Source organism: Kitasatospora sp. NPDC096140, from assembly GCF_040303045.1.
Lineage (GTDB): Bacteria > Actinomycetota > Actinomycetes > Streptomycetales > Streptomycetaceae > Kitasatospora.
In genome coordinates, this window is sequence record NZ_JBEOUW010000025.1 from 103,375 (window position 1) to 130,180 (window position 26,806).

A 26,806-nucleotide genomic window follows, 5' to 3' on the forward strand; every position below is an offset into this window, starting at 1 on the left:
GCCGAATCGCCCGGAGATACCTAGTTGTATGTGGAGCCGCAGCCAGGAGGGACCTCCCGTGGACATCTGGTGGACTCTGCACCTCAAGCGCGATCCGGCCAGCGTGCCGCTGGCCCGGCGCATCCTGCTCGGTGCCATGGCGACGGCGGGCGTCGACCCGCAGATCGCCGACGACCTCGGCGTCGCCCTCAGCGAGGCCTGCGCCAACGCGGTCGAGCACGGCGCCACCGGGCGGCCCGACGACGGCTTCCAGGTCACCGCGTCGATCAGCGGCGACCGGCTGCGGATCGAGGTCACCGACTCCGGGCCCGGCCTGCCCGCCCCCGCGTCCCCGCCGGTCCGGCGCCCGGCCGCCGCCCCGAGCCGCCCGGCCGCGACGGGCCGGGCGCCCGGCCGCTCCCGCCGCGGCCGCGCCACCGTCCCGGCCCGCGTCCTCACCGGCCACCGCCCACGCCGCGACGACCACCCGTACGACACCCACGTCCTCCCGTGCCGCCCCACGGCCCCCACCCTCCGCCCGGTCGACCTCGACACCCTCCCCGACCTCACCGCCGAATCCGGCCGGGGCCTCTTCCTCATCCACGCCCTCACCGACCACGTGCAGCTCCGCAACCACCCCCTGCGGGGGGCCATCGTGAGCTTCGACAAGATCCTCAAGTGGCAGGACGACGCGCTGCTGCGGGCCGCGTCCTGAGGGCGCTCGCGGGCCTTCGCGGGCGTCGGCGGGGCGTCCTCCTCCCGGGTTGCCGGGGGTGGGGGCGAGCCGGACGATGGGGGGCATGAAGCACCAGATGCGAGCCGAGTACGGCGCCGGCGGTGCGGCCGAGGGGGTGCGGCTGTGGCACGTGGTCCGGGGCGAGGAGAGCGTGGCGATGTGCGGCCGGGAGCTCGATCCGCAGGCGCCGGTGCGGGACGCGGTGGACTGGGGGAAGACCCCGGAGCTGTGCTGCCACACCTGCGGGGCGTACTTCCTGCGCGAGGCGCCGTACCTGTCGGCCGAGCACCCGTAGCCGCCGGTCCGGCGTTGCCCGGCATGGAGGAGCCCCTCGTCCGGCCGCGGTCGTTGGCCGGCGACGCCGCCGGGCTGCGCGCGGGCCGCCCGGAACTGCCCGAGTACGTCGACCGCTTCTGCGCGCTGGTCGAGCGGGTGGACCCGCTGATCCACGCGTTCGTGCCGGAGCCCGGGCGCCACGACCGGCTGCGGGCGCAGGCGGGGGAGCTGGCCGCGCGGTACCCGGACCCGGCCGGGCGGCCGCCGCTGTACGGCGTGGCGGTGGGGGTCAAGGACGTCGTGCACGTGGACGGGCTGCCCACGCACGGCGGGTCGGCGCTGCCGCCCGGGGTGCTGGCCGGGCCGCAGGCCGCGGTGGTGGACCGGCTGCGCGCGGCGGGCGCGCTGGTCGCGGGCAAGACGGTGACCGCCGAGTTCGCGGCGAGCGCCCCCGGGCCGACCCGCAACCCGCACCATCCGGGGCACACGCCGGGCGGCTCCAGCAGCGGTTCGGCGGCGGCCGTCGCGGCGGGGCTGGTGCCGCTCGCGGTCGGCACCCAGACCGTCGGCTCGGTGATCCGCCCGGCCGCGTACTGCGGCGTGGTGGGCTTCCGGCCGACGTACGGGCGGATCCCGGTCGACGGCGTGATCCCGAACGCGCCGAGCCTCGACACCCTGGGGGTGTTCACCGCCGACCTGGCGGGCGCGGCGCTGGCGGCCCCGCTGCTCTGCGACGACTGGCGGCCGGTGGCGGACGGTGCGGTGCCCGTGCTCGGGGTGCCGGACGGGACGTACCTGGAGCACGCCGAGCCGGCCGCGCTGCGCGCCTTCGAGGAGCAGCTGGAGCGGCTGGCGCGGGCCGGGCTGACGGTGCGCCGGGTCGAGCTGTTCCCCGACTTCGACGAGGTCGGGCGGCGGTTGCAGACGGTCAACCGCTTCGAGATGGCCCGGAGCCACGCCGACTGGTTCGCCCGGTTCGGCGGCCTCTACCGGCCGGAGACGGTGGCGGGCATCCGGGTCGGCCGGGGCGTCGCGCCCGAGGACCGGGCGGCCGGGCTGCGGTTCCGGGAGCGGCTGCGCGAGCGGGTGGCCGGGGCGGGTGCGGAGGCCGGGGTGGACCTGTGGCTGGCGCCCTCGGCGACCGGCGGGGCGCCGGAGGGCCTGCACGGCACCGGCGACGCGGTGATGTCGCTGCCGTGGAGCTTCCTGGGCCGGCCGGCGCTGAGCCTGCCGGCCGGGCGGACGCCGGGCGGGCTGCCGCTGGGCCTCCAGGTGGTCGGTGCGGAGGGCGGGGACGAGCGCCTGCTGGCCCAGGCGGCGGAGCTGGAGCGGGTGCTGGCAGAGCGTTAGGCGAGCGCCGGGTCGGCCGGGTCGGCGGCCTCGGCGCGCAGCAGGCGCAGCAGGAGGCGGCCGGCCCGTTCGTACGGGGTGGTCTCGTCGTGCAGCACGGCCTGGGAGTTGGCCGCCTCCAGGACCGCGATCAGGGCGAAGGCGAGGTCCCCGAGGTCGGTGTCCGGGCGCAGGGTGCCGGCGGTGCGGGCTTCGGCGAGGGCCTCGACGATCGTGTCGGACCACTCCCGGGCACAGTCGGCCAGGGCGTCCCGGACGGCGCCGGGGCGGGCGTCGAACTCGGCGGTGACCTCGTGGAAGAAGCAGCCGCCCGGGAAGACCCGGGCGCGCGAGTAGCCGAGCCAGCCCTCGCACAGGGCGCGGGCCCGGGGGAGGCCGGGCGGGGTGTCGGCGACCGGGGCGACGACGGCGTCGGCGAAGATCCGGCGGGCGGCGCGGACGGTGGCGAGCTGCAGCTCCTCCTTGGAGCCGAAGCCGGCGAAGACGCCGCTCTTGCTGAGTCCGAGGTCGGTGGCGAGCCGGCCGATGGAGAGCGCGTCGAGGCCTTCGACGGAGGCGATGCCGACGGCGCGGTGCAGGACCGCCCGGCGGGTCTCCTCGCCGCGCAGGACCCGTCCGTCCGTGGTCGTTCGGGCCATCGTCCGCCCCCGTTCTCGTCGCTGTGCGTGTCGCCCAGGGTAGTGCGTGGGCCGGTCCGTGCCCGTGGAACTGTCCCTAAAACTGCACGAACGGTCGTGCTAATATCTCGCCGCGAGCGCGAGCACCACGGCCCCACCCCGCCAGGAACACCCGTCCGTACGACAGGGAGACCCGATGGCCCCGGCCCAGGCACCGATGGCACCGAAGGCACCGAAGGCACCGAAGGCACTGATCCGCACCGTCCTCAACCCCGCCGCCCGCATCGCCCCCGGCGCGGCCGGGCGGGCCGCCTACCAGCTGTTCGTGCACCCGTTGCGGCGCAGCCGGGTGCGACCCTCGGAGGCGGAGGTCCACCGACGGGCCGTCACCGAGCGGCTCACCGTGAACGGCAAGCCGGTGGTGGGCTACCGCTGGGGCAGCGGCGAGCGGCCGGTCCTGCTGCTGCACGGCTGGCGCTCCCGGGCCTCCCGGTACGCGCCCCTGGTGCCCCGGCTGCAGGAGCTCGGCCTCAGTGCCGTCTCCTTCGACGCGCCGGGCCACGGCGACTCCGGCGGCCGGACCACCGGCGTGCCGGAGTTCCGCGAGCTGGCGTTGCGGCTCCAGGAGCGGTACGGGCCGTTCGAGGCCGTCGTCGCGCACTCGCTGGGCGTCTGCGCCGCCTTCGGGGCACTGGCCGACGGCCTGCGGGCGGGCCGGCTGGCGGCCGTCGCCGGGGTGTCCCGGGTCGGCTTCTTCCCGGCCGCGTTCTGCGCCGGGCTCGGCCTGAACGCCGAGGTCGAGGGGGCGCTGCGGGCCCGGATCGAGCGCGAGCTGTTCGGCGGGGACGCCGGTGGCTGGGAGCGCTACGACGCGGCCCGCCGGGCTGCGGAGGTCGACCTGCCGGTCCTGGTGGTGCACGACGAGGACGACGACGTCGTCCCGCTGGGCCAGGCGCACCGGCTCCGGAGGGCGTACGGGGAGCGACTCGACCTGGTGGTCACCCGGGGGCTCGGCCACCGCCGGATCATCGCGGAGCCGACCGTCGTCGACCGGGTGGCCGGATTCCTGGCCGCGGGCCTGGAGGTCGCGGCCGGATGAGTACCCTCGACCGCATGGAGATCGTCGAGCTCGTCGAACTGCACGCACGCTCACTGGAGTTGGCCGTCGAGGTGGTCGACGGCGTCCGGCCGGAGCAGCTGGACCTGCCGACCCCGTGCGCCGGCTGGACGCTGCGCCACCTGCTGGCGCACGAGATCGGGCAGCGCCACGGCTTCGCGGCTGCCGCGCGCGGGGCAGGCCCGGATCCGGCGCTCTTCGCGCCCGTCCCGGTCGGACCGGACCCGGCGGGCACGGTGCGTCGGACGGGCACCGAACTCACCGCCGCGTTCCGGGACGCGGCCGCGGCGGGCCGGGCGCTCTGGCTGCCCGAGATCCGCGACGGCGGCCCCTTCCCGCTCGACCGGGCGGTGGGCTTCCACCTGCTCGACACCCTGGTGCACGGCTGGGACCTCGCCGCCGCGCTCGGCACGCAGGACCGGCTGGTCGAGCGGGTGGAGGGCGACGGGGAACTGCTGTCGGTCCTGGAAGCGGTGACGGACGCCGTCCCGGACACCCCGGAGGCGCGGGCGCCGGGCCGGGCCTTCCGTCCCGGCCTGCGGCCCGGGGACGGCACGGGCCGGTTCGAGCGGGTGCTGGCGCTGCTCGGCCGCGATCCCGCCTGGAAGGGGTAGGTCAGCTCCGGTCGCGCTGCTCGTCCGGGAAGCGCGGACCGCCGATCAGGTACAGCAGTGCGGCCGTCGGAAAGCCGAGCGAGGCGGCCACCACCACGATGAACTGCCAGAACATCTTCCGCTCCTCGTCAGTCACGGGCCGCCCGGGCACCCGAAGGTGATCCCAAACCCGACCCGCCCCGATTGGCCGAATTGTCCGGTCACTTTCCGACGGTATGGCCGAATCACCCCGGCTGCCACCGGGCGCCGGGCCCCGGCCCGGCGCCCACCGGCGCAGGGGTCTGGGCGCGGGCCGGTGGCGGCGGCCACACTGTCGGGATGCAGCTACAGCTCGCAGGGGAAGCACGGCGGCCCGACCGGGAGAGCGAGGACTTCGCGGCGGCCTCGCCGGAGGCGCTGGTCCTGCTGGACGGCGCGAGTTCGCCGGCCGGCCTGGAGTCCGGGTGCCGGCACGGGACGGCCTGGTACGTCCGCCGGCTGGGCGTGCACCTGCTCGCCCGGCTCACCGACCGGGCGGACCGCTCGATCGCCGAGTGCCTGGCCGACGCCATCGCGGAGACGGCCGCGCTGCACGGCGGCCGTTGCGACCTGGCCCACGCCAACACGCCCGCCGCGATGGTGGTCGCGGCCCGGCGGCACGGCGAGGCGCTGGAGTACCTGGTGCTCGGCGACTCGCTGCTGGTGCTGGAGTTCAAGGACGGCCCGCCGAAGGTGATCGGGGACAACCAGCGCTTCCCCGGCGGGGAGGAGCTGCGCCGCCAGATCTGGGCGACCGTGCCCGGCTCGGCCGAGCGGGCGGCGCTGCACCTGGAGTACGCGCTGGCCGTCCGCGCCGCCCGCAACCGGGGCAAGGGCCCGTGGATCGCGGCCGCCAGCCCGCGCGCGGCCGAGCACGCCGAGACCGGCTTCGTCCGGCTCGACCGGCTGCACGCGCTGGCCGCCCTCACCGACGGCGCCTCGCGCTTCACCGAGCGCTTCGGGCTGGGCAGTTGGGGCGATGTGCTGCGGCTGCTCGCGGAGTCGGGCCCGGGCGAGCTGATCGCCCAGGTCCGCGCGGTGGAACGGGCGGACGCCGCCTGCGAGCGCTGGCCGCGCGGCAAGGCCCACGACGACGCGTCGGCCGTGTACGCGCTGCTGTAGACGACCGGACCCGCCGTCGCGACGGCGGGTCCGCGCAACGATGCGAGGGCGGGTCCGCGCAACGATGCGAGGGCGGGTCGGCCGAAGGCGGGACCTTCGGCCGACCCGCCGTACCGGTGGCCGGAGCCACCGGTCGGGCCTACTTCCCGGAGGCCGGGACGGTGCCGAGGCGGCCGGCCTGGAAGTCCTCCATGGCCTGCTGCAGTTCGCGGTGGCTGTTCATCACGAACGGCCCGTACCAGGCGACCGGCTCGCGGATCGGCAGGCCACCGAGCAGCACGACCTCGAAGGTGGCGTTCCGGGAGTCCTGGCTCTCGTCGGCGCGGATGGTGATCGAGTCGCCGTCGCCGAACAGGACCGCCTGGCCCGTGCCGAACGGGCGGCGCTCGGCGCCGGCCGAGCCCTTGCCGGCCAGGCCGTAGGCGAGGGCGTTGAAGTCGGAGCGCCAGGGCAGGGTGATCTGGGCGCCGGGGCTGACCGAGGCGTGGATCATGGTGATCGGCGTGTGGGTGGCGCCGGGCCCCTGGTGGCCGTCGAGCTCGCCGGCGATCACCCGCAGCAGGGCGCCGCCGTCCTCGGTGCTGAGGAGCTTGACGCTGCCGCCGCGGATGTCCTGGTACTTGGGGGCGATCATCTTGTCCGAGGCGGGCAGGTTCACCCACAGCTGGAGGCCGTGGAAGAGGCCGCCGGACATCACCAGCGACTCCGGCGGGGTCTCGATGTGCAGCAGGCCGGAGCCCGCCGTCATCCACTGGGTGTCGCCGTCGGTGATGACGCCGCCGCCGCCGTGCGAGTCCTGGTGCACGAAGGTGCCGTCGATGATGTAGGTGACGGTCTCGAAGCCGCGGTGCGGGTGCCAGGGGGTGCCCTTGGGCTCTCCGGCCGCGTAGTCCACCTCACCCATCTGGTCCATCATGATGAACGGGTCGAGGTACTTGGTGTCGATCTTGGCGAAGGCGCGGCGGACGGGGAAGCCCTCGCCCTCGTAGCCCTCGGGGGCGGTGACCACGGTGCGGACCGGGCGGGCGCTCGTGACGGCGGCGTCCGGCGTGGTGACGCGCGGGAGGGTCAGCGGGTTGTCGACGGTCACGGCGGGCATGTCGGCCTCCTTCGAGGGGGTGTTCTGCGGCCTACGTCCACGAGATTAGTTCAATCCTCAACAACAAGCAAGTTGAAAGTTGAACCATATGTCGACGGAGGAGCGCGGCTCCTCTTTCTCCAGGATGGGTCGGGCGCGGGTCCGGCGCACCGCGGGGCGGCCGTGCGTCGGGGTGGTCGCCGGTCGGGGGCGGCCGTACGTCGGGGGCGGCCGTCAGCCGTACATGCGGCGCATGGTGAAGTCGACCATCTGCTCGACGGCCTTGGCGTCGAACACCATCCGGTGCTCGCCCTCCATGTCCAGCGCGAAGCCGTAGCCGGTCGGCAGCAGGTCCAGGACCTCGGCGCCGGTGACGGTGAAGTGCTTGGAGTCCTTGCCGGCGTAGCGGCGCAGCTCCTTCAGCGAGCTGAACATCGGGATCACCGGCGTCGGGGTGTTGTGCAGCGCGAGGAAGCCGGGGCGGTCGCCGCGCGGGCAGTGCACCTTCGAGGTGATGAAGATCGCCTGGAAGTCCTCGACCGCCATCGAGCCGGTGGTGAAGGCCCGGACGGCGTCCGCCAGCGACGGCGGGGAGGGTTCCGGGTAGAGGGACTGCTGCGACCCCGGCGCCTGCGCGCCGTAGGCGTCGGGTCCGGGCATGCCGTTCATGCCCGGCTGCGGACCCGCCTGCTGCTGGTAGGGGTCTCCCGGGTATGCGTTCTGGTCATATCCGTACACACGGACAGGCTAGCGGGAGCGCACCCGCCCGCGCTGGCGCCGATCCTGACAAGGAGTGGTCGCCCCGACTGTGGGACGTGACCACGTTCATAGCGGATTCACCGTCGAGGGCTTGCCCAAGTTACCGCTGGGTAGCATCATGATGCCTACTGGTGGGTACGGGACGCCCGAACGCGGCGGTCTCCCGGAAGCGACGAACCGGAGAAAACGGCCATGGGTCACTACAAGTCCAACCTGCGGGACGTGGAGTTCAACCTCTTCGAGGTGTTCGGCCGCGAGCAGGTCTACGGCACCGGACCGTTCGCGGACATGGACGTCGAGACCGCGAAGAACATCCTGAGCGAGATCTCGCGCCTGGCCGAGAACGACCTCGCCGCGTCCTTCGTCGACGCCGACCGCAACCCGCCGGTCTTCGACCCGGAGACCAACACCGCCCCGATCCCGGCCACCTTCAAGAAGAGCTACCAGACCTTCATGGACGCCGAGTGGTGGCGTCTGGGCATCCCGGAGTCGATCGGTGGCCAGGTCACCCCGAACTCGCTGATCTGGGCCTTCGCCGAGCAGATCCTGGGCTCGAACCCGGCCATCTGGATGTACTCCTCCGGCCCGGCCTTCGCCGGCGTCATCGCCGAGGAGGGCACCCCGGAGCAGCTGGAGGTCGCCAAGCGGATGACCGACCGCCTGTGGGGCTCCACCATGGTCCTCACCGAGCCCGACGCGGGCTCCGACGTGGGCGCCGGCCGCACCAAGGCGATCCAGCAGGAGGACGGCTCCTGGCACATCGAGGGCGTGAAGCGCTTCATCACCTCGGGCGAGCACGACATGTCCGAGAACATCATCCACATGGTCCTGGCCCGCCCCGAGGGCGGCAAGCCGGGCACCAAGGGCCTGGGCCTCTTCATCGTCCCGAAGTTCGACTTCGACTGGGAGACCGGCGAGCTCGGCGAGCGCAACGGCGTCTACGCCACCAACGTCGAGCACAAGATGGGCCTCAAGGCCTCGAACACCTGCGAGATGACCTTCGGTGCCAAGCACCCGGCCAAGGGCTGGCTGCTCGGCGAGAAGGTCGACGGCATCCGCCAGATGTTCAAGATCATCGAGTTCGCCCGCATGATGGTCGGCACGAAGGCCATCGCCACCCTCTCCACCGGCTACCTGAACGCCCTGGAGTACGCCAAGGAGCGCGTGCAGGGTGCCGACATCTCGCAGTTCCTGGACAAGACCGCCCCGCGCGTCACCATCACCCACCACCCGGACGTGCGCCGCTCGCTGCTGACCCAGAAGGCCTATGCCGAGGGCATGCGCGCGCTGGTGCTGTTCACCGCGTCCACCCAGGACGACATGATGGCCGCCAAGCTGCGCGGCGAGCACGACGAGGCCTCCGAGCGCCTGAACGACCTGCTCCTGCCGATCGTCAAGGGCTACGGCTCGGAGAAGTCCTACGAGCAGCTCGCCCAGTCCCTGCAGACCTTCGGTGGCTCCGGCTACCTGCAGGAGTACCCGATCGAGCAGTACATCCGCGACGCCAAGATCGACACCCTGTACGAGGGCACCACCGCCATCCAGGGCCAGGACTTCTTCTTCCGCAAGATCGTCAAGGACGGCGGCCAGGCGCTCACCGCGCTGTCCGAGCAGATCCAGAAGTTCCTCGGCTCCGCCGCCGGCGGCGACGCCCTGGCCGCCGAGCGCGAGCTGCTCGCCAAGGCCGCGGGCGACCTGGAGGCCATCGTCGGCAAGCTGCTGGCCGACCTGACCTCGGTCGAGCAGGACGTCAAGAACATGTACAAGGTGGGCCTCAACACCACCCGCCTGCTGATGGTCTCCGGCGACGTCGTCGTCGGCTGGCTGCTGCTGCGCCAGGCCGCGGTGGCCCTGGCCAAGCTGGAGGCCGGCGCCTCGGAGAAGGACGTCCCGTTCTACCAGGGCAAGGTCGCGGCCGCCCGCTTCTTCGCCAAGAACGTCCTGCCGACCGTCGCGCCGCAGCGCGTGATCGCCGAGGGCATCGACAACGAGATCATGGAGCTGGCGGAGGAGGCCTTCTAAGGCCACCACCCTTCCGACCGCCTGACACACCCTCACACCGAAGGGCCCGGCTGCCACCGGGCCCTTCGGTGTTGCCCGGGGGCTGCGCCCGGCCGCTTCCGCCGGACCGTCACATGCCCCGGTGCGCGCCCGGCCGCCGTGCCGCCGGCGCCGGGCCGCCGCGTCGGAGGTACCCCGCCGACGCGTTTCCGACGCCCTGCCGACGCCCTGCCGGCGCCCTGCACGCGCTCCGACGACCGTGCGCGACCAGGGACTATCCGCCGTGCGGACACCGGGTGTTGTGGCCGGTTCGCGGTCGAGAACGGTTGGGATGCTTCCGAATGCCCTGTCCGTGTACGGGCATATGCTCAAGGTGCGAAGCCGACTCCCCATCCGGCTTCGGCCCTCCCTCGACCCAGGAGCAGTATGTCGACCGCCGCCCGACAGGCATTCTTCGACCGGACGCACAGCGACGATCTGATCGCCTTCCTCGGTACCTCGCCGTCCCCGTACCACGCGGTCGCGAGCGCCGCGGAGCGGCTGGAGAAGGCGGGCTTCCGGCAGGTCGCCGAGACGGACGCCTGGGACGGCGCCGCCGGCGGGCGCTACCTGATCCGCGGCGGTGCGCTGATCGCCTGGTACCTCCCCGAGGGAGCGGGCCCCGAGACCCCGTTCCGGATCGTCGGCACCCACACCGACTCGCCCAACCTGCGGGTCAAGCCGCTGCCGGACACCGGCTCGGCCGGCTGGCGGCAGGTCGCGGTGGAGATCTACGGCGGCGTGCCGCTGAACAGCTGGCTGGACCGCGACCTCGGCATCTCCGGCAGACTCGCGCTCAAGGACGGCACCGCGCGGCTCGTCCAGCTGGACGAGCCGCTGCTGCGCGTGCCGCAGCTCGCCATCCACCTGGACCGCCAGGTCAACGACGGCATGAAGCTGGACCGCCAGCGCCACCTCACCCCGATCTGGGGCCTCGGCCCGGTCGACGAGGGCGCGCTGATCTCCTACGTCGCCGAGCGGGCCGGCCTGGCCGTCGACGACGTGGTCGGCTGGGACCTCATGACGCACGACGTCCAGCCCGCCTCCTACCTCGGCCGGGACCGCGAGCTGCTGGCCGGCCCGCGCCTGGACAACCTGCTCTCGGTGCACGCCGCCACCGCGGCGCTCGCCGCCGTCGCCACCGCCGCCGACGCCACCGAGCTGCCGTACATCCCGGTGCTGGCCGCCTTCGACCACGAGGAGACCGGCAGCGAGTCCGACACCGGCGCGCAGAGCCCGCTGCTCGGCAACGTCCTGGACCGCACGATCCACGCCCGCGGCGGCTCCCTGGAGGACCGCGCCCGGGCGCTGGCCGGCACCGTCTGCCTCTCCTCGGACATGGGCCACGCCGTCCACCCGAACTACAGCGAGCGGCACGAGCCGGGCCACCACCCGCTGCCGAACGGCGGGCCGATCCTCAAGGTCAACGTCAACAACCGCTACGCGACCGACGGCGTCGGCCGGGCGGTGTTCGTGGCCGCCTGCGAGAAGGCGGGCGTGCCGTGGCAGAGCTTCGTGTCCAACAACGCGATGCCCTGCGGTACGACGATCGGCCCGATCACGGCGGCGCGGCTGGGCATCAGGACGGTGGACTGCGGCATCGCGGCGCTCTCCATGCACTCGGCGCGCGAGCTGTGCGGCGCGGAGGACCCGTACCTGCTGGCGAGCGCGATCAAGGCCTTCCTGGAGGGCTGAGCCCCTCCTCCGGTACGACCGGGGCCCGGCGGAGGAACGCTCTCCGCCGGGCCCCGTCGTCGTCGCGGGCCGGGGTCACTCCATCCCGGCGAGGACCAGCGGGAGGCGGCGGGCGCCGTCGGCGACCAGCTTCACCGGCACGCCCCAGTCCTGCTGGTGCACGTGGCAGGCCGGGAACTCGATCTCCGGGTCGTCGTCGCAGGAGGCCGCCATCGCCGAGACGTGCAGCACGCCCTCGGCGACCTCGTCGGAGAGCACCAGCTCGCGGGAGAGGTCGCTGTCCGCGCCGGCGCCGGAGACCAGCAGCTCGGGCGGGGTCGCGCTGACCAGCAGCCGGGTGGACGGGCCGTAGCGCTCGTCCAGCTTCTGCCCGCTCGGGGCCGAGAAGACCACGTCCAGCCGGAGGGCGCCCGGCGCGACCTCGGTGGCCGCGCGCTGGGTGCGGTGCGCCACGGACTCGACCCGCACCGCCTCCTCCGGCAGCCGCAGCCTGGTCAGCCGGTGCCGGGCCGACTCGACCACCACGATGTCGTCGTCCACCAGCACCGCGCCGGAGGGCTCGCGCAGGTCGGTGGCCAGCGTGCTGACCTCGCCGGTCGCCGGGTCGTAGCGGCGCAGCGCGTGGTTGTAGGTGTCGCTGACGGCGACCGAGCCGTCCGGCAGCACGGTGACGCCCAGCGGGTGCTGGAGCAGGGCCTGGTCGGCCGCGCCGTCGCGGTGGCCGAAGTCGAACAGGCCGGTGCCGACGGCGGTCTCGACCGTCCCGGTTTCACGTGAAACCGAGCGCAGCGCGGAGGTCTCGGAGTCGGCGACCCAGAGCTTCCCGCCGTCGGCGGAGACCGCGAGGCCGGACGGCTGGGCGAACCAGGCCTCGGCGGCCGGACCGTCCACCAGGCCCTCGTTGGTCGTGCCGGCCGCGACCCCGACCTCGCCGGTGGCCGGGTCGTACGCCCAGAGCTGGTGCACGCCCGCCATCGCGATCCACACCCGGCCGTCGAACCAGGCGACGTCCCACGGCGAGGAGAGGTCCACCTCGCGGGCCGGGCCCGCGGTCGCCGAGCCCTGCCACCACTGGCGGCCGGTGCCGGCCAGGGTGGTCACGCTGCCGTCGGCGAGCCGCAGGCCGCGCAGGGCGTGGTTGACGGTGTCGGCGACGATCACGTCGTAGTCGTGGGGGTGGCCCTCCGGCAGCAGCGCGAGGCCCTGCGGCTCGCTGAACCGGGGGCTGGTGCCGTCCACCAGGCCGCGCTGTCCGTCGCCGATCCGGCGCACCACCGTCTCGCCGTCCTCGGCCAGCTCGACCAGCGAGTGGTGGCCGGAGTCGGCGACCAGGAAGTGGCCGCCCGGCAGCCGGACCGCCTTGCCGGGGAACTTGAGGTCCCCCGCGGTCGGCTCCGGCGCCACGTACGGGCCGTCGCCGCGGCGCAGCGTGCCCTTGGCGGCGTGCTCGGCCTCCAGCTCCTCGACCAGGCGGGCGATCGCGTGGGCGTGGCCCTCACCGGCGTGCTGGGCGACGACGTAGCCCTCCGGGTCGATCACCACCAGCGTCGGCCAGGCGCGGACGGCGTACTGCTTCCAGGTGGCCAGCGCCGGGTCGTCCAGCACCGGGTGGTGCACCTCGTACCGCGCGACGGCGTCCACCACGGCCTGGTGGTCGGCCTCGTGCACGAACTTCGGCGAGTGCACCCCGACGATCACCACGGTGTCGCGGTGCTTCTCCTCCAGCTCCCGCAACTCGTCCAGGACGTGCAGACAGTTGATGCAGCAGAAGGTCCAGAAGTCCAGGACGGTGATCTTGCCCCGGAAGTCGGCGAGCGTGAGCTCCTTGCCGCCGGTGTTCAGCCAACCGCCTGCCCCGACGAGCTCGGGGGCGCGTACACGTGCACGAGATGCCATGCCCCAATGAAACCGCACGGCCCGGGTCCGCATTCCGGGCCCACCGGGTTCAGAAGTCCGGCTGACGGGCGGCGCTCAGCTCCACGGCCTCCCGGGCCGCGTGGAGCGAGACCCCGGACGGGCCGAGCAGGACCCGGGTGACCAGGATCGCGGAGATCATGCTCACCTCGCGCTCGACGAGCAGCCGCTGGACCGCCTCCATGCCCTGCTCGGCGAGCACCGGGCGGCACTCCTCGGCGACGGCGGTCAGCCGGGCGGCGTGCTCGAACGTCATGCCGATGACGTCCGGGAAGAGGTCGGGGCGGGTGAGGTCGGCCTGCCAGCGGGTCTCGCCGTCCTGGACATGGGCGGTCGGACGCAGGCCGACGGCGTGGGCGACCCTGCGGGAACCGCGGTGGTCCGGGTGGATGTGCGCGACGGCGGTGGTGACGCCGACGGCGGTGAGGTGGGCCAGCAGGGCGCGGGCCGCCTCGGTGGCCAGGCCGCGGCGCTGCCACGGCGTGCCGACCACCCAGGCGACCTCGGTCTCCTCGGGGCGGACGGTGGCCTGCACGTAGCCGACGAGGGCGCCGTCGGCGCGCAGCCGCAGGACCCAGTTGCCCCAGCGCTCGGCCGGATCGGGGGAGCCGGCGGCCAGCCGGGCGCAGCGAGCGCGCATCTCCTCCGCCGTCGCCGGCCGGCCGCCGGTGAAGGCGTGCAGGGCCGGATCGGCGAGCACGGCCGCCAGCTCCTCGGCGTGCTCGGCGGCGATCGGCAGCAGGTCGAGGCGCTCGCCGTGCAGCGGGACGGTGGTCGGATCGGGGCTCATGGCGGTATTGAACGCGAGCGGGTGCCGCCGTGCGACGGGGTTTTCGGCGGGTGCTTCGTGGCGGTGCTTTTCGCCGGGTGGGGGATCGGGGTCGAATGGGGCCGACGTCAACACGGAGGAGGTCCTGCGGTGCGGTATCTGGTCAGGGAGAAGCTGTTCGCGGTCGGCGACGACTACTGGATCGAGGACGACCGGGGCCACAAGGCGTACCTGGTGGACGGCAAGGTGCTGCGGCTGCGGCACACCTTCGAGCTGAGGGACGCGAACGACCGGGTGGTCGCGGTGGTCAAGGAGAAGATGCTCACCGTCCGCGACGCGATGAAGATCGAGGACGCCGACGGCGAGGTGATCGCGACCGTCCGGGAGAAGCTGTTCACGCCGTTCCGCGACAAGTACCTGGTGGACCTGGCCTCCGGCGGCGAGCTGAAGATCCACGGCAACCTGATCGACAAGGACTACCGGATCGAGAACGACCACGGCGACGAGCTGGCCCGGATCAGCCGCAAGTGGTTCCGGATCCGGGACACCTACGGGGTGGAGATCGCGGACGGCGCGGACACCGGGCTGCTGCTGGCCGTCGCGGCCTGCGTCGACCACCTGGCGCACGAGGAGGACTGACCCGTCCCGGGTTTCCGGATCCCGGTCCGCCTCTCACCCGTGTGGGGTATCTTTTGCCACCCCTTGACCAGGCCGGTCGAGGGGCCCTGACCGCCGGTCGAGGGCGCACGGCGAGAGCGGACCGGGGGCTGGAACCACGATGAACGACATCCTGCACGGGCTGGGCGCGGCGGCGGCCTACGGAGCCCTCGGGGTGGTGCTGCTGCTCCTCGGCGTCGGCCTGGTGGACGTGCTCACACCCGGCCGGCTCGGCCACCAGATCTGGGTCGAGCGCAACCGCAACGCCGCGGTCCTGCTCAGCTCCGCGCTGCTCGGCATCGGCGGCATCGTGTTCACCGCGATCATGTACACCTACGCCGACTTCGCCAAGGGCCTGATCTCGACGGCCTGTTACGGCGTGCTCGGGCTGGTGCTGATGGCCGTCGCGTTCTGGCTGGTGGACCTGCTGACGCCCGGCAAGCTCGGCGCGATCCTGGTCGAGCCGGAGCCGCACCCGGCGGTGTGGGTGTCGGCGAGCTGCAACATCGCGGTGGCGGCGGTGGTGTCGGCCGCGATCGCGTAGCAGCTGCGGCCGGGCGGGGCCCGGCCGCGCCACGACGGGTGCCCGGCCGTGCTACGAGGGGTGGGGCGCCCCGCCCAGGACGTGTTCCCGCCCCCAGCCCCCCAATGGCCCCAGCGCCGTGTTGAGGCGCTGACCGGCCTCGGTCAGCGCGTACTCGACCCGGGGCGGCACCTCGTCGTACGCCTCCCGGTGCACGATGCCGTGCGCCTCCATCTCGCGCAGGTGCGCGGCCAGCACCTTCTCGGTGATGCCCGGCAATTGCCGGCGCAGCTCGCCGAAGCGGCACCTCGGGCGCTCGCCCAGGGCCCAGAGGATCGACACCTTCCATGCCGCCGGCACCCGGTACGTCGGCGCGGACGCCGGGCACGCGGCCCTGCACGACGTGGCGCTGCTCAGCGCGATGTACGGCATGTTCGCCGGGATCGCGCACGCCTTCGCGCTGGTCCGCGGCGAGGCCGTGGCACCGGGCGACCTCGCGCCGCTGCTGGCGAGCTGGCTCACCGCGATGTCCGGCTCGGTGGCCAGGACCGCGGAGCAGCTGGAGAGCGGCGACTACACCAAGGACGTGGTGTCCGACCTGGCGATGCAGGTGGCCGGCAAGGGCACGCTGCTGCGCACCGCCGAGGAGCAGGGCGTGAGCGCCGAACTGCTGGAGCCCTACTTCCGGTTGATGGGGCGCCGGTTGGCGGTCGGCGTCGGCGAGGAGGACCTGACCGGGGTCGTCGACCTGCTGCGACGGTGAGGGGCGGCCGGTAACGTACCGGCATGACAGACCTCGAAGAACGCGCCAGTGTCGTCGCGTCCGACTCTCCGCAGTCCGGGACGGGAGTGCTGGTCAGACCGCGCCGCGGTGACGACCTCGTCGCCTGCGTCCGGGTGCTGGACGACGTCCACCGCGCCGACGGGTACCCCGTCGACTGGCCCGACCGCCCCGCCGCCTGGCTCACCCCGGACGGCCTGCTGGCCGCCTGGATCGCCGAGTCGGACGGCCGGCTCGCCGGCCACGTCGGCCTCACCCGCAGCGCCCCGGGTGATCTCGCCCCCACCCGGTGGAGCCACCGCACCGGCGGCCGTCCGGAACTCGCCGCCGTGATCGGCCGGCTCTACGTCGACCCCGCGGCGCGCGGCCACCACATCGGTGCCCGCCTGCTCGCCTGCGCCGTGGCGCACGCGCGGGCGCTCGGCCTGCACCCCGTCCTCGACGTCCTGGCCACGGACACCGCGGCCGTGGCCCTCTACCGCCGCCTCGGCTGGACCCACCTCGGCAGTGGTGAGCAGCAGTGGCCCTCCGGCCGCACGGTCACCGTCCACTCCTTCGCCGCCCCACGGGGGTAGCACCCGCCCGGACGCGGCCGACCCGCCCGGACGCGGCCGACCCGCCCGGCCGCTCCGGCCCGGGGCCGAGCGGGGTCCGGCGGCGGCTGAGCCGGGCCGTCCGGCGGACGGGCCGATTTGCTGGGGTGGCAACAAAGCTTGCCGCCGGGCGGGGGCTGGTCGCAGCCTGGCGGAGGAGGGCCGCGGACGGGCACCGCGCCCCCACCGCGCGTCCGGCGCCGCGGTGCCCGCGTGAGCGGGGAGGCCTTCGGCACCCACGAACGGAGAGATCGGACATGACCTCGCACCACCACCAGCACGGGCACCAGCACGGCCACGGCCACGGGAACGTCCCCGCCGCCGACTTCGACTGGGACGCGCTCGCCGCGCACCTGGAGCACGAGGCCGACCTGCGCGCCGGCGCGGTCACCGAGGCCGCGCGGTGGCTGTCCGGCCTGGCCGGCGACGGGACGGCCGGCGCCGTCCGGAGGATCCTCGACGTCGGCAGCGGGCCCGGGGTGATCGCCGGCATCCTGGCGGACACCTTCACCACGGCCGAGGTGGTGGCCGTCGACCAGTCGGCCGCCCTGCTGGAGCGCGCCCGGATCCGCTCCGGCGGCCGGCTGGGCACCCGGCAGGTCGATCTGCCCGCCGAGTTCGACAAGCTCGGCGAGGCCGACCTGATCTGGTCCGGCAACGCGATCCACCACCTGGGCGACCAGCAGGCCGGGCTCGCCTCCCTCGCCGGGGTGCTGCGGCCGGGCGGACTGCTCGCCGTCGCCGAGCGCGGCCTGCCCGCGCGTTTCCTGCCCCGGGACTTCGGCCTCGGCCGGCCCGGGTTCCAGGCCCGGCTGGACGCGGCGCACGAGGACGGCTTCAGCACCATGCGGGCCGAACTGCCGGGCAGCACCGCGGAGATCGAGGACTGGCCGGCCATGCTGGAGCGCGCCGGTCTGACCCCGAGCGGCACCCGCACCTTCCTGGTCGACCGCCCCGCCCCGCTCGACCGCCCCACCCGGGAGTACCTGCACACCCAGCTCCGCCGCCTGCACGACCAGCTCGCCGACAGCCTCCTCCCGGAGGACCGCGACACCCTCGAAGCCCTCCTCGACGAGGAGGCCCCCACCGGCATCCTCCACCGTCCGGACGCCTTCTACCTCTCCGCCATGACCGTCCACACGGCCCGCCGGGCCTGACCGCCGCCGCCCGGTGACGGCCGCCCCGAAGGGCAGCCGCCACCGGGCCGCCACCACCGGACGGACGCTCCGCACGGGCCGTCCGGCCGGCGGTGGCCGGGATACCGTCGGGGCATGACAGCGAGCGAGCAGCGCTTCGTCGTGGTGACCACCACCCACGAGAGCGAGGAGCAGGCCCGGGCCCTGGCGTCCGCCGTGGTGCGGGAGCGGCTGGCGGCCTGCGCCCAGGTGTACCCCGTGCGGTCGGTGTACTGGTGGGAGGGCGAGGTGCAGGACGCCGAGGAGTGGCGGATCGACCTCAAGACCCGGGCCGAACTGGCCGACCGGCTCGGCGCCTTCGTCGCCGGGCGGCACTCGTACGCGACGCCCGAGGTGATCGCCGTGCCGGTGGTGGCCGGCAGTCCCGGCTACCTGGACTGGCTGGCCGCGGAGACGGCCGGGTAGCGCGGCTCACGCGTCGGATCAGGGCGCGACGTCCAGGAAGGCCAGCACCGCGAGCACCCGCCGGTGGTCCTCCTCGGAGGGCGGCAGGTCGAGCTTGAGGAAGATGTTGGCGGTGTGCTTCTTCACCGCCCGCTCGGTGATCACCATCCGCTCGGCGATCGCCCCGTTCGAGCGGCCCTCGGCCATCAGCTCCAGCACCTCGCGCTCGCGCGGCGTCAGCCGGTCCAGCGGCTTGGTGCGTTCGGTGTTGCTGACCAGCATGGCGATCACCTTCGGGTCCAGTGCGGTGCCGCCGGCCGCCACCCGCCGGACCGTCGCCACGAACTCGTCGGGGTCGAAGACCCGGTCCTTCAGCAGGTAGCCGATCGCGCCGCTGCCGTCGGCGAGCAACTCCTTGGCGTAGAGCTGCTCGACGTACTGGGAGAGCACGAGCACCGGCAGCCCCGGGATCCGCCGCCGCGCCTCCAGGGCGGCCTGCAGGCCCTCGTCGGTGAACGTCGGGGGCAGCCGCACGTCGACGACGGCCACGTCCGGGCGCTCGGTGAGGAGGGCCTGCAGGAGGTCCGGTCCGGTGTCCACCGCGGCCACGACCTCGAAGTCGTAGGCCTGCAGCAGCCGGACCAGACCGTCCCTCAGGAGGAAGAGGTCCTCGGCGAGGACAACTCGCACGGCAGCTCCATCGTCAGGGTCGTGGGGCCGCCGAGCGGACTGCGGACGGCCAGGACGCCGTCGAAGGTAGCAAGCCGCCGTTCGATGCCGCGCAGGCCGGTGCCGCGCGAGGGGTCGGCGCCGCCGGCGCCGTCGTCGGTCACCTGGGCCTTCAGCAGTCCGTCCTCGTACCAGAGTTGGACGTCGACCCGGGCGGCGCCGGAGTGCTTGGCGGCGTTGGTGAGCGCTTCGGAGACGGCGAAGTAGACGGCCGACTCGACCGGCGGCTCGGCGCGGCCGGGCAGTTCGGCGGAGACCGTCGCGTTCAGCGGGCTGTTCATGCCCAACGCCCGTACGGCATCGGCGAGTCCGCGATCGGCCAGGACCGGCGGGTGGATGCCGCGGACCAGGTCGCGCAGTTCGTCGAGGGCGCTGGCGGAGGCCTGCCTGGTCTCGGCGAGCAGCTGCTTGGCGGCCTGCGGGTCGCGCTCGACCAGCCGTTCGGCGACGCCCAGGTTCATCCCCATGGCCACCAGCCGGGCCTGCGCGCCGTCGTGCAGGTCCCGTTCGATCCGGCGCAGTTCGGCCGCCTGGGTGGTCAGCGCGTCGCGCCGGGTCTCGGTCAGGTGGGCGACCTTGCGCTGGGCGGCCAGGGCCTCGGCACGGGGGCTCGGACCGAGCAGGGACTTGGCGAGCGCGGTGTGGGCGCGCAGCACGGCGGGCGCGACGGCCAGGCCGGCCAGCGCGAGCGGGACGGCGAACACGGCGCAGAGCCGGCCGCTCGCGGCGTCGGTCACGTGGATCCACAGGTACCAGGTGTTGCCGCCGGCCGAGACGATCGGCTCCCAGAGCCACGGCAGCAGCAGGCCGAACGCGCCCCAGAGCACCAGCCCGATCGGGACCAGCGCCAGTCCGGCGCCGATCGCCGGGTCGACCACCAGCCAGGCGAGGTCCCGCCAGGTCGCCGGGTCGGCCAGCAGCGCCAGGCAGCGCTTCCAGTCGCCGCGGAAGCCCGGTTCGGCCTCGGGCTGCGGCAGGTACGGGTCGGGGATCCGCACGCCGGACCACCGCTCGGCCAGCTCCCGCCGCATTCCGGCGAGCCGGCGGACCAGCATCGCGGTCGGCACCACCAGCAGCGCGCCCACGCCGAGGCCCAGCAGGCTCGCGGTGACGGAGGCGGCGACGGACAGCAGCAGCTGCGGGAGCGCGAACCAGGACAGCGCCGCGCTGCGCAGCATGTCCCGTACGCCCGTGCGCAGGAAGTCGATCGGGTCCCTCCGGGTGTCGCGCTCCTCGTTCCCGACCGTGGTGCCGTCGGTGCCGTCCATGACCGTGCCTCCCCCTCGGTGCCGGCCTCGCGGCCGCCGTCCCTGCCCTTCGGTCACCCAGACTGCCGTACTCCCCCGGGGGGATCACTGGTCCCCGGACCCCTGTCGGGGGTACCTGGGTACACCCCCCGATCGACGCCCAGGGACCATGCCACGGCGTCCGGCCCCCGGCCTAGTGTCCTGGCATCGGGAAGCGGCCCGCCACGGGGTCTCCGAGCTTCCACAACCACGCCTTCCGTCCAGGGAGTTCGCCATGCCCAAGCGCCCCGCCGCCCGTCGTCCGCTGATCCGTCTGATCCTGGTCCTGGCCGCCCTCGGCCTCTTCCTCTACGGCCTCACCCCGGCCCACGCGGCCGGCGGGTCCGCCACCGGGCCGGCGGCGGGTGGCGCCGGTTCGTCGGCGGGTGGCTTCGGTTCGGCGCCGGGTGGCTCCGGTGCGCCCGCACCGCCGGACACCGCCGCGGTCAGGGCCCTCTTCGACCGGCTCGTCCCGCAGTTGCTCGCCGACCACCGGATCCCGGGCGCCGCGGTGACCGTGGTGGCCGGCGGTCGCGAGGTCTTCTCCGGCGGGTACGGCGTGGCGGAGGTGCGGACCGGCAAGCCGGTCGACCCGGCCCGGACCGCCTTCTTCATGGGCTCCGACGCCAAGGTCTTCACCGCGATCGCCGTCCTCCAGCAGGTCGGGGCAGGGAAGTTGGACCTGCAAGCCGACGTCAACCGCTACCTGACCGGCTTCCGGATCAGGGACGGCTACCCCGGTCGGCCGGTCACCGTGGAGAACCTGCTCACCCACACCGGCGGCTTCGACGACACCTTCATGGGCCTCGCCGAGGCCGGCCCCGAGCACGGCGGGAGCCTCGGCGCCTCGCTCGCCGCCCACCAGCCCGACCGGGTCCGGCCCCCCGGCACCGCCGCGGCGTACGACAACTACGGTGTGGCGCTCGCCGGTCACCTGGTCGAGGTGGTCTCCGGACAGCCCTTCGACGAGTACGTCGCCCAGCACGTCCTGCAGCCCCTCGGCATGGACCGCACCACCTTCACCCAGCCCCACCCGGCCGCCGTCGACGCCGAACTCGCCCACGGCTACCGCCCCGAGGGCGACGGCCAGACCGAGACCAAGGGGCTCTACGGCCCGTGGACCCCGACCGGCGCCGCCGCCGTCACCACCGCCGCCGACATGGCGAAGCTGCTGGTCGCCCTGCTCCCGCAGGGCGGTGCGGACGGCCGGCGGATCCTCGACCCGGCGATGGCCGCGCAGCTGCTCGCCCGCCACTACGGCCCGGACCCGCGGCTGCCCGGCATGGCCTACCTGCTCGAACAGCGCACCCGCAACGGCGAGCAGCTGCTGGTCAAGGACGGTGACGTGCCCGGCTTCCACAGCAACCTGGCGCTGCTGCCGCAGCGCGGCGTCGGCCTCTACGTGACGCTCAACGGCGACGGCACCGACTCGACCGGCGGCTGGGCCACCCAGCAGGTGCTCAACGCCTTCGTCGACCGCTTCTACCCGGCCGCCCCGGCCGCCGCCGCGACCGCGCCCGTCACCGGCGGGCTGGACGCCTACACCGGCGACTACCGCTCCACCCGCACCAGCCACTCCGAGTTGACCAGGGCCGCCGCCCTGATGGCTTCCCTGCACGTCACCGCGGAGCACGGCCGGCTCACCGTCACCGGCCCGGTCGGGCGCGACCCGCAGGTGAGCGAGACGCACTGGGAGCAGATCGAGCCCGGCCTGTTCCAGGAGGTCGGCGGCACGGCCCGGATCGCCTTCCGGGCGGGCTCCGACGGCGACATCGTCTCCCTGCTCACCGACTCCGACCCGACCATCGCCTTCGAGCGGCTCTCCTGGTACCAGGCGCCCGGTCTGCACCGGCTGATCGCGGTCGGCAGCCTGACCGTCCTCGTGCTGACCCTGATCGGCTGGCCGGTGGCCGCGGCGGTCCGCCTGGTGCGGCGCAGGGGCCGCGCCGACCGGCCCGCCGTCCGGCTGCTCGGCTGGGCCACCGGGGCGCTGCTGGTCGCCGCCACCGGCTGCTTCGCCCTGCTGACGGCGGACTCCAACGCGCTCAACCAGACGCTGTTCCTGGGCGACTCGCCGCTGCTGACCGTGGTCCCGGTGCTGGTCGTGTCCGCCCTGGTGCTCGCCCTCGGGATGGCGCTCTGCGCGGTGCTGGCCTGGCGCGGGCGCTGGTGGACCCTGTTCGGCCGGCTGCACTACACCGGGCTGACGCTGGCGGCACTGCTCTTCCTGCTCCTCGCCGGGGCGTACGACCTCACCGGGACCGGCGCGCTGGACCTGATCGGCTGACCGGCCGGGCGCGCACCGGAGGAGACCGCACCCAGGTGGAGGCCGCACCGGACGCGGCAGGGCCCGGAGGTGATCCTCCGGGCCCTGCCGCGTCGTGCCGTCCTCAGCCCTCCGAGCCGCCGAAGCGCGCCGTCCAGGCCGCCAGGTCCTCGTCCGTGATCTTGGCGAACAGCACCGGCGGCACGGTGAACGCCGTCCCGGCCGGCACCAGGTCCAGTGCCCGCGCCTCCTCGCGGCCCACCCAGCTGCGGGTGGCCGCCGGGGAGTCCGCGGGCAGTGCGAACGCCCCGCGCATGGCCGCCGCCGCGGCCGGGATGAACGGCTCCGACACCACCGCGTACAGGTGGATCAGGTTCATCGCCGTGCGCAGGGTGAGCGCCGCCGCCTCCGGGTCGGTCTTCACCTGCAGCCAGGGCGCCTTCTCGTCCAGGTAGGCGTTGCCGGCGCTCCACAGCGCGCGCAGCGCCTGCGCCGCCTTGCGGAAGTTGAGGGCGTCCAGCTGCGTCTCGTACTCGGCGAGCAGCCCGGCGACCTGCTCACCGAGGCGCTGCTCGGCCTCGCCGGCCGGGTGGCCGCCGGGGACGTCGTCGCCGAAGCGCTTGCGGCTGAAGGTGAGCACCCGGTTGACGAAGTTGCCGAGGGTGTCGGCGAGGTCCTTGTTGACCACCGAGGCGAAGAGGTCCCAGGTGAAGCTGGAGTCGTCCGACTCGGGCGCGTGCGCCATCATGAAGTAGCGCCAGTAGTCGGCGGGCAGCAGTTCCAGCGCGACGTCGCTGAAGATGCCGCGCTTCTGGCTGGTGGAGAACTTCCCGCCGTAGTACGTCAGCCAGTTGAAGGCCTTGACGTAGTCGACCGTCTTCCACGGGCGGCGCGAGCCGAGGATCGTCGCCGGGAACATCACCGTGTGGAACGGGACGTTGTCCTTGCCCATGAACTCGGTGTAGCGGACGGTCTCGTCGGCCTCGTACCACCAGGACTTCCAGTCCCGCAGCTGCCCGGCCGGGGCGGCGTCCGCCCACTCCTTGGTGGCGCCGATGTACTCGATCGGGGCGTCGAACCAGACGTAGAACACCTTGCCCTCGGCGGCCAGTTCGGGCCACACGTCGGCGGGCACCGGGACGCCCCACTCCAGGTCGCGCGTGATCGCGCGGTCCTGCAGGCCCTCGGTCAGCCACTTGCGGGCGATCGAGGAGGCCAGCACCGGCCACTCGTCGCCGTGCGCGGCGACCCAGGCCTCGACCTCCTCGGTCAGCTTCGACTGGAGCAGGAACAGGTGCCTGGTCTCCCGGACCTCCAGGTCGGAGCTGCCGCTGATCGCCGAGCGCGGCTCCAGCAGGTCGGTCGGGTCGAGCACCCGGGTGCAGTTCTCGCACTGGTCGCCGCGTGCCTTGTCGTAGCCGCAGTGCGGGCAGGTGCCGACGATGTAGCGGTCCGGCAGGAAGCGTCCGTCGGCGTTGGAGTACACCTGGCGGATCGCGCGCTCCTCAATGAAGCCGTTGCGCTGCAGCTCGCGGGCGATCTCCTGGGTGATCTCCCGGTTCTGCGGCGAGGAGCTGCGGCCGAAGTGGTCGAAGGAGAGCCCGAAGCCGTCGTACACCGCCTTCTGCGCGTCGTGCGCCCGGGCGCAGAACTCGGCGACCGGCAGCCCGGCGTCCTTGGCGGCCAGCTCGGCGGGGGTGCCGTGCTCGTCGGTGGCGCAGATGAACAGCACGTCGTGGCCGCGCCGGCGCAGGTAGCGGGAGTAGACGTCCGCCGGGAGCATGGACCCGACCATGTTGCCCAGGTGCTTGATCCCGTTGATGTAGGGAAGGGCGCTGGTGATCAGGTGCCGAGCCATCCTCGGATGCTCCGATTTCTCCCGCACGCGCACCCCACCCGGGGTGCTGTGCCAGGCGCAGGGGTCCACTGTGGGCTGCCAAGCCTACCGCCGCCGCGGGTCCGGACGGCCGCCGTCACGTCCGGGTCGACGGCCGGTGTCACGGCCGGGGGAGGTCGCCGTACCGGTCGAACTCCCCGGCCTTCACCCCGCGCACGAAGGCGGCCCACTTGCGCGGCGTGGTGCGCACGACCACCTCGGGCCGGTCCGACTCGCGGATCTCCACCAGCCCGCCCGCCGCCCTGACCTCGACGCAGTCGGTACTCTCTCCGCTGGCCGACGCCTTGCGCCACATGCTCATGAGAAGTCTTTCCGTAAGGTCCGGATGAAGTCCCGGGACTCGTCCGGCCCGAGCGCGATCGCCGCGGTCTTCTCCTTGATCCGGCGGTAGGAGTCCAATTCCGCTTCGGAGTGCACGAACTTCGGACCGTGGGAGAGGTCGATCTGGACGGTGTCGAGCTCCGGGACCGGCCCGCGGGCGAGGTAGAGGCTCTCCCCGGACCCCGTGTAGGTGGGGACACTGAACGGGATCACCCGGATCTCCACCCCGGGCCGCTCGGAATTCTCCGACAGGCTGCGCAACTGCTCGCGCAGCACTTCCGGACCGCCGAACTGCATGCGCAGGGCGGACTCGTGCAGGAATGCGCTGTACGGCTTCGGGTGGTCGACGAAGATCTGCTGGCGCCGAATCCGGAATGCCTTCCGGACGTCCGCCTCCTGCCGGTACTGCGGGGGGAGGCGCTCGAACACCGCGGCGGCGTACGCCGGGGTCTGCAACAGGCCGGGGATGAAGGTGCTGTTCAGGATGGACAGGGAGGCCGCGTGGTGCTCCATCTCCGCGATGTCGATGATCGCGCCGGGCAGCCGGCCGCGGTAGCCGTCCCACCAGTACTTGCGCCGGTCCTGCGTCATCGCGAGCAGCGCGTCGAGGTACGGGCCCTCCTCGCAGCCGCAGGTGTGGGCCCAGATCCGCAGGCGCTCGGCGCTGATGCCCGACTTCCCGTTCTCCATCTGGGAGATCTTGGGCAGGTCGGTGCCGATGGTGGCGGCCAGGGTCTTGGGCGTCACGCCCACGTGTTCGCGCATCTTGCGCAACTCGATCCCGAGGCGCTGCTGGCGCACGGTCGGCGACAAGCGGGGTGGCATGACTCTCTTCTCCGGATCGCGGCTGCGGTCGATGCTTCCGGTGAAGTGTGCCGCGCATACCGGGGCCTAGCTACCGAAATGGGGGATACCCCACGATGGAGTGAACGTTCTCCCGCTCGGTAGCAACTCTGGCACCCTGACCCTATGGTCGTCCGTGTCACTCACTGACTTGTTGCCGTCTAAACAAGTGCCAATCAGCCGTAATGACACACCAGATGCATGGTCACGGCACCCGACATCACCGACCGGAGACAGCCATGCCGCTTCCCTCGCCTCTCCGTCTTCCCCGACGTCCCCACCCTTCCCGCCGCATTTCCGTATCCCCGTGAATGCGCTCCTGGTCGCCGCATTGTCCGTACTCCTCCTCGCGGTCCTTTTCGTCGGCTGGCTGGTCTGGCTGGTCACCCTCCAGCCCCGCGAACCCCGCCCGGCGAAGCGCGGGATCGCGGCCGGCCATTCCGTCGGCGGCGAGCGGAAATAGCGGCCGGTCCGCCGCCCTGTTCCCCGCCGACGACGGCACCTCGACCGGCCTGCCGGCGGCCTGAGCCGCCGTCGGCCCTGCCGTCGGTCCCGTCGTCGGCCCAGCGGTCAGCCCCGCGAAAGCCGGTCCTCCAGGCGGGACTTGGCGGGCGGCCACTCGTCGGCGAGCATCGAGAAGTAGGCGCTGTCCCGCCAGGTGCCGGTGGGGCGCAGGCGGTGGCGGCGGAGGACGCCCTCGAACTGTGCGCCGAGGCGCAGGATCGCCGTGCGGGAGCGCTCGTTGAGGGCGTCGGTCTTCCAGAAGACGCGCCCCATGCCCAGGTCCTCGAAGGCGTGGGTGAGCAGCAGCAGCTTGGCCTCGGTGTTGACCGCGGTGCGCCACACCGAGCGGGCGTAGAGGGTGCCGCCGATCTCGACGGACTCGTCCGCGGCGCTGAAGTCGTGGTAGCCGGTGATGCCGACGGCGGTGCCGCTCGCGAGGTCGACGGCGGTGAAGTGCACCGACGTGCCGGCGGCGGCTTCCGCGATGCGGGCGTCGAGGATCCTGCCGAGCTCCTCTTCGGAGGCGGGCGGGAGGGTCATGGTCCAGCGCCAGACCTCGGGGTCGGAGCCGACGGTGGCCCAGAGGTCGGCGAGGTGGCGGCGCTCCAGCGGCTCCAGGCGGATGTGGCGGCCGGTGAGGGTGACGGGCGTGGGCAGCTTCGCGGTCATGATCCGAACGTAGCGCCGCTCTGCACTAGATGCAATAGATTTCTGCACTAGTGCAAATGCCCGCGCGTGGGCA

General features: G+C 73.5%; 26 protein-coding genes and 2 pseudogenes. 16 read left to right on the plus strand and 12 right to left on the minus strand.

Annotated elements, in window-relative coordinates; genetic code table 11:
• The first annotated feature begins 58 nt into the window (after positions 1-58).
• The 3 genes from ABT048_RS25055 to ABT048_RS25065 all read left to right on the plus strand — a co-directional run bounded on the left by ABT048_RS25055 (position 59) and on the right by ABT048_RS25065 (position 2,341).
• A complete protein-coding gene (locus tag ABT048_RS25055) occupies positions 59-694 on the plus strand; it encodes an ATP-binding protein (protein ID WP_350523728.1) in 636 nt (211 codons plus the stop codon).
• Positions 695-779: 85 nt separating this feature from the next.
• Positions 780-1,010, plus strand: coding sequence for a hypothetical protein (locus ABT048_RS25060; RefSeq protein WP_350523729.1), 231 nt, complete (start codon positions 780-782; stop codon positions 1,008-1,010).
• Positions 1,011-1,033: 23 nt separating this feature from the next.
• Positions 1,034-2,341 carry an amidase gene (locus ABT048_RS25065; RefSeq protein ID WP_350523730.1) on the plus strand — a complete coding sequence of 436 codons (1,308 nt, stop codon included), beginning with the start codon at positions 1,034-1,036 and terminating at the stop codon, positions 2,339-2,341.
• Here the strand turns inward: ABT048_RS25065 and ABT048_RS25070 are convergent.
• Complete coding sequence (locus ABT048_RS25070; RefSeq protein ID WP_350523731.1) at positions 2,338-2,979, minus strand: TetR/AcrR family transcriptional regulator; 642 nt, start codon at positions 2,977-2,979, stop codon at positions 2,338-2,340. The genes ABT048_RS25065 and ABT048_RS25070 overlap by 4 nt on opposite strands.
• 175 nt (positions 2,980-3,154) lie before the next feature.
• Between ABT048_RS25070 and ABT048_RS25075 the strand changes: the two genes are divergently transcribed.
• The 3 genes from ABT048_RS25075 to ABT048_RS25085 all read left to right on the plus strand — a co-directional run bounded on the left by ABT048_RS25075 (position 3,155) and on the right by ABT048_RS25085 (position 5,829).
• Entirely contained in the window at positions 3,155-4,057 is a 903-nt protein-coding gene (locus ABT048_RS25075; RefSeq protein ID WP_350523732.1) for an alpha/beta hydrolase, read from the plus strand.
• Between the two features lie 14 nt (positions 4,058-4,071).
• Positions 4,072-4,689 (plus strand): TIGR03086 family metal-binding protein, encoded by a 618-nt coding sequence (locus ABT048_RS25080; protein WP_350523733.1) that lies wholly within the window; start codon positions 4,072-4,074, stop codon positions 4,687-4,689.
• A 318-nt stretch (positions 4,690-5,007) separates the two neighbouring features.
• A complete protein-coding gene (locus ABT048_RS25085; protein ID WP_350523734.1) occupies positions 5,008-5,829 on the plus strand; it encodes a protein phosphatase 2C domain-containing protein in 822 nt (273 codons plus the stop codon).
• Positions 5,830-5,968: 139 nt separating this feature from the next.
• On the opposite strand, the gene ABT048_RS25090 is transcribed toward ABT048_RS25085, so the two are convergent.
• Both ABT048_RS25090 and ABT048_RS25095 read right to left on the minus strand, forming a co-directional pair.
• Positions 5,969-6,928: a pirin family protein gene (locus tag ABT048_RS25090; RefSeq protein WP_350523735.1), complete on the minus strand. Its 960-nt coding sequence runs from the start codon at positions 6,926-6,928 to the stop codon at positions 5,969-5,971.
• 213 nt (positions 6,929-7,141) lie between these two features.
• Positions 7,142-7,645, minus strand: coding sequence for an SseB family protein (locus ABT048_RS25095; RefSeq protein WP_396551162.1), 504 nt, complete (start codon positions 7,643-7,645; stop codon positions 7,142-7,144).
• A gap of 213 nt (positions 7,646-7,858) precedes the next feature.
• On the opposite strand from ABT048_RS25095, the gene ABT048_RS25100 reads away from it, so the two are divergent.
• Both ABT048_RS25100 and ABT048_RS25105 read left to right on the plus strand, forming a co-directional pair.
• On the plus strand, positions 7,859-9,688 hold the full coding sequence (locus tag ABT048_RS25100; protein ID WP_350523736.1) for an acyl-CoA dehydrogenase: 1,830 nt from the start codon (positions 7,859-7,861) through the stop codon (positions 9,686-9,688).
• Between the two features lie 405 nt (positions 9,689-10,093).
• A complete protein-coding gene (locus ABT048_RS25105) occupies positions 10,094-11,401 on the plus strand; it encodes a M18 family aminopeptidase (RefSeq protein WP_350523737.1) in 1,308 nt (435 codons plus the stop codon).
• A gap of 75 nt (positions 11,402-11,476) precedes the next feature.
• Here ABT048_RS25105 and ABT048_RS25110 read toward each other — a convergent pair whose 3' ends face one another.
• Together ABT048_RS25110 and ABT048_RS25115 are read right to left on the minus strand one after the other, a co-directional pair.
• Complete coding sequence (locus tag ABT048_RS25110) at positions 11,477-13,297, minus strand: NHL domain-containing thioredoxin family protein (RefSeq protein ID WP_350523738.1); 1,821 nt, start codon at positions 13,295-13,297, stop codon at positions 11,477-11,479.
• 307 nt (positions 13,298-13,604) lie between these two features.
• A pseudogene (locus ABT048_RS25115) lies at positions 13,605-14,105 on the minus strand (GNAT family N-acetyltransferase); the annotation flags it as partial.
• Between the two features lie 129 nt (positions 14,106-14,234).
• Here ABT048_RS25115 and ABT048_RS25120 point away from each other — a divergent pair.
• Together ABT048_RS25120 and ABT048_RS25125 are read left to right on the plus strand one after the other, a co-directional pair.
• Positions 14,235-14,723, plus strand: coding sequence for an LURP-one-related/scramblase family protein (locus ABT048_RS25120; protein WP_350523739.1), 489 nt, complete (start codon positions 14,235-14,237; stop codon positions 14,721-14,723).
• Positions 14,724-14,862: 139 nt separating this feature from the next.
• Complete coding sequence (locus ABT048_RS25125) at positions 14,863-15,285, plus strand: DUF350 domain-containing protein (protein ID WP_350523740.1); 423 nt, start codon at positions 14,863-14,865, stop codon at positions 15,283-15,285.
• Between the two features lie 51 nt (positions 15,286-15,336).
• On the opposite strand, the gene ABT048_RS25130 is transcribed toward ABT048_RS25125, so the two are convergent.
• Positions 15,337-15,696 carry a winged helix-turn-helix transcriptional regulator gene (locus ABT048_RS25130; protein ID WP_402807930.1) on the minus strand — a complete coding sequence of 120 codons (360 nt, stop codon included), beginning with the start codon at positions 15,694-15,696 and terminating at the stop codon, positions 15,337-15,339.
• Here ABT048_RS25130 and ABT048_RS25135 point away from each other — a divergent pair.
• The 4 genes and pseudogenes from ABT048_RS25135 to cutA all read left to right on the plus strand — a co-directional run.
• A pseudogene (locus tag ABT048_RS25135) lies at positions 15,617-16,027 on the plus strand (imine reductase family protein); the annotation flags it as partial. The gene ABT048_RS25130 and the pseudogene ABT048_RS25135 sit on opposite strands and share 80 nt — an antisense overlap.
• A 23-nt stretch (positions 16,028-16,050) precedes the next feature.
• Positions 16,051-16,620 (plus strand): GNAT family N-acetyltransferase, encoded by a 570-nt coding sequence (locus ABT048_RS25140; RefSeq protein WP_350523742.1) that lies wholly within the window; start codon positions 16,051-16,053, stop codon positions 16,618-16,620.
• Between the two features lie 275 nt (positions 16,621-16,895).
• The gene (locus ABT048_RS25145; RefSeq protein ID WP_350523743.1) at positions 16,896-17,795 is read left to right on the plus strand and encodes a class I SAM-dependent methyltransferase; all 900 of its coding nucleotides are present in this window, start codon (positions 16,896-16,898) and stop codon (positions 17,793-17,795) included.
• 114 nt (positions 17,796-17,909) lie between these two features.
• Entirely contained in the window at positions 17,910-18,239 is a 330-nt protein-coding gene (gene cutA, locus ABT048_RS25150) for a divalent-cation tolerance protein CutA (RefSeq protein ID WP_350523744.1), read from the plus strand.
• Between the two features lie 18 nt (positions 18,240-18,257).
• Here the strand turns inward: cutA and ABT048_RS25155 are convergent, their stop codons facing one another.
• On the minus strand, positions 18,258-18,908 hold the full coding sequence (locus ABT048_RS25155) for a LuxR C-terminal-related transcriptional regulator (RefSeq protein ID WP_350523745.1): 651 nt from the start codon (positions 18,906-18,908) through the stop codon (positions 18,258-18,260).
• Positions 18,872-20,215: a sensor histidine kinase gene (locus ABT048_RS25160; protein WP_350523746.1), complete on the minus strand. Its 1,344-nt coding sequence runs from the start codon at positions 20,213-20,215 to the stop codon at positions 18,872-18,874. The genes ABT048_RS25155 and ABT048_RS25160 overlap by 37 nt, the downstream gene beginning before the upstream one ends.
• A 253-nt stretch (positions 20,216-20,468) precedes the next feature.
• Here ABT048_RS25160 and ABT048_RS25165 point away from each other — a divergent pair, with 253 nt between their 5' ends.
• Positions 20,469-22,520 (plus strand): serine hydrolase domain-containing protein, encoded by a 2,052-nt coding sequence (locus tag ABT048_RS25165; protein WP_350523747.1) that lies wholly within the window; start codon positions 20,469-20,471, stop codon positions 22,518-22,520.
• 103 nt (positions 22,521-22,623) lie between these two features.
• On the opposite strand, the gene metG is transcribed toward ABT048_RS25165, so the two are convergent.
• The 3 genes from metG to ABT048_RS25180 all read right to left on the minus strand — a co-directional run bounded on the left by metG (position 22,624) and on the right by ABT048_RS25180 (position 25,542).
• Positions 22,624-24,357, minus strand: coding sequence for a methionine--tRNA ligase (gene metG / locus ABT048_RS25170; protein ID WP_350523748.1), 1,734 nt, complete (start codon positions 24,355-24,357; stop codon positions 22,624-22,626).
• A 139-nt stretch (positions 24,358-24,496) separates the two neighbouring features.
• Entirely contained in the window at positions 24,497-24,697 is a 201-nt protein-coding gene (locus ABT048_RS25175) for a DUF397 domain-containing protein (RefSeq protein WP_350523749.1), read from the minus strand.
• Complete coding sequence (locus tag ABT048_RS25180) at positions 24,694-25,542, minus strand: helix-turn-helix domain-containing protein (RefSeq protein ID WP_350523750.1); 849 nt, start codon at positions 25,540-25,542, stop codon at positions 24,694-24,696. The genes ABT048_RS25175 and ABT048_RS25180 overlap by 4 nt, the downstream gene beginning before the upstream one ends.
• A gap of 325 nt (positions 25,543-25,867) precedes the next feature.
• On the opposite strand from ABT048_RS25180, the gene ABT048_RS25185 reads away from it, so the two are divergent.
• A complete protein-coding gene (locus ABT048_RS25185) occupies positions 25,868-26,023 on the plus strand; it encodes a hypothetical protein (RefSeq protein ID WP_350523751.1) in 156 nt (51 codons plus the stop codon).
• Positions 26,024-26,130: 107 nt separating this feature from the next.
• Here ABT048_RS25185 and ABT048_RS25190 read toward each other — a convergent pair whose 3' ends face one another.
• Entirely contained in the window at positions 26,131-26,733 is a 603-nt protein-coding gene (locus ABT048_RS25190; protein WP_350523752.1) for a GNAT family N-acetyltransferase, read from the minus strand.
• Positions 26,734-26,806 lie beyond the last annotated feature (73 nt).

What these genes read in the sequence shown, in the direction of transcription:
- ABT048_RS25125 (WP_350523740.1), top strand. Translation starts at nt 14,863, where the DNA reads ATGAACGACATCCTGCACGGGCTGGGCGCGGCGGCGGCCTACGGAGCC.
- ABT048_RS25060 (WP_350523729.1), top strand. Translation starts at nt 780, where the DNA reads ATGAAGCACCAGATGCGAGCCGAGTACGGCGCCGGCGGTGCGGCCGAG.
- ABT048_RS25180 (WP_350523750.1), bottom strand. Translation starts at nt 25,542, where the DNA reads ATGCCACCCCGCTTGTCGCCGACCGTGCGCCAGCAGCGCCTCGGGATC.
- cutA (WP_350523744.1), top strand. Translation starts at nt 17,910, where the DNA reads ATGACAGCGAGCGAGCAGCGCTTCGTCGTGGTGACCACCACCCACGAG.
- ABT048_RS25190 (WP_350523752.1), bottom strand. Translation starts at nt 26,733, where the DNA reads ATGACCGCGAAGCTGCCCACGCCCGTCACCCTCACCGGCCGCCACATC.
- ABT048_RS25100 (WP_350523736.1), top strand. Translation starts at nt 7,859, where the DNA reads ATGGGTCACTACAAGTCCAACCTGCGGGACGTGGAGTTCAACCTCTTC.
- ABT048_RS25105 (WP_350523737.1), top strand. Translation starts at nt 10,094, where the DNA reads ATGTCGACCGCCGCCCGACAGGCATTCTTCGACCGGACGCACAGCGAC.
- ABT048_RS25160 (WP_350523746.1), bottom strand. Translation starts at nt 20,215, where the DNA reads ATGGACGGCACCGACGGCACCACGGTCGGGAACGAGGAGCGCGACACC.
- ABT048_RS25165 (WP_350523747.1), top strand. Translation starts at nt 20,469, where the DNA reads ATGCCCAAGCGCCCCGCCGCCCGTCGTCCGCTGATCCGTCTGATCCTG.
- ABT048_RS25145 (WP_350523743.1), top strand. Translation starts at nt 16,896, where the DNA reads ATGACCTCGCACCACCACCAGCACGGGCACCAGCACGGCCACGGCCAC.
- ABT048_RS25140 (WP_350523742.1), top strand. Translation starts at nt 16,051, where the DNA reads ATGACAGACCTCGAAGAACGCGCCAGTGTCGTCGCGTCCGACTCTCCG.
- ABT048_RS25090 (WP_350523735.1), bottom strand. Translation starts at nt 6,928, where the DNA reads ATGCCCGCCGTGACCGTCGACAACCCGCTGACCCTCCCGCGCGTCACC.
- ABT048_RS25070 (WP_350523731.1), bottom strand. Translation starts at nt 2,979, where the DNA reads ATGGCCCGAACGACCACGGACGGACGGGTCCTGCGCGGCGAGGAGACC.
- metG (WP_350523748.1), bottom strand. Translation starts at nt 24,357, where the DNA reads ATGGCTCGGCACCTGATCACCAGCGCCCTTCCCTACATCAACGGGATC.
- ABT048_RS25080 (WP_350523733.1), top strand. Translation starts at nt 4,072, where the DNA reads ATGGAGATCGTCGAGCTCGTCGAACTGCACGCACGCTCACTGGAGTTG.
- ABT048_RS25075 (WP_350523732.1), top strand. Translation starts at nt 3,155, where the DNA reads ATGGCCCCGGCCCAGGCACCGATGGCACCGAAGGCACCGAAGGCACCG.
- ABT048_RS25110 (WP_350523738.1), bottom strand. Translation starts at nt 13,297, where the DNA reads ATGGCATCTCGTGCACGTGTACGCGCCCCCGAGCTCGTCGGGGCAGGC.
- ABT048_RS25175 (WP_350523749.1), bottom strand. Translation starts at nt 24,697, where the DNA reads ATGAGCATGTGGCGCAAGGCGTCGGCCAGCGGAGAGAGTACCGACTGC.
- ABT048_RS25130 (WP_402807930.1), bottom strand. Translation starts at nt 15,696, where the DNA reads ATGCCGTACATCGCGCTGAGCAGCGCCACGTCGTGCAGGGCCGCGTGC.
- ABT048_RS25085 (WP_350523734.1), top strand. Translation starts at nt 5,008, where the DNA reads ATGCAGCTACAGCTCGCAGGGGAAGCACGGCGGCCCGACCGGGAGAGC.
- ABT048_RS25065 (WP_350523730.1), top strand. Translation starts at nt 1,034, where the DNA reads ATGGAGGAGCCCCTCGTCCGGCCGCGGTCGTTGGCCGGCGACGCCGCC.